Source organism: Bacillus sp. BB081 (genome assembly GCF_008368895.1).
Lineage (GTDB): Bacteria > Bacillota > Bacilli > Bacillales > Bacillaceae_G > Bacillus_A > Bacillus_A wiedmannii.
In genome coordinates, this window is sequence record NZ_QOZX01000141.1 from 1 (window position 1) to 385 (window position 385).

Consider the following 385-nt stretch of genomic DNA (forward strand, 5'->3'; position numbering starts at 1 on the left):
CTGTAGGTGGAGTGGCTGATAGATACACAAAAGCACCATCCGATTTGCAACAACGGTTAGCCGCATAAGCCAGCATAGGATCATTGTGAAAAGGGAAAGCATCCAGCTCATCCAAAATAAAAAGATCAAAAGCTTGCGAAAAACGGAGTAATTGATGCGTTGTAGCGATCGTTAGATCTGCTTCTTGCCAGCGATCTTCACTTCCACCATAGAGTACAGCCATCGTTGTGGTAGGAAAAGCTTTCGCCATTCGGGGAGCTAATTCTAGAACTACATCTCGTCTTGGTGTAGCTACTAATACTTTTCCTGCATTTTTCAACACGCTATCAATTAAAGGAAACGTCATTTCTGTTTTGCCTGCACCGGTTACTGCCCAAAGTAGGAA

At 43.6% G+C, this 385-nt stretch carries 1 protein-coding gene; it reads right to left on the reverse strand.

Annotated features, from left to right (window positions below):
- Nucleotides 1–385, reverse strand: a 385-nt coding sequence (locus DN394_RS28725; protein WP_149294467.1) for a DEAD/DEAH box helicase, incomplete at both ends; no start/stop codon positions are given.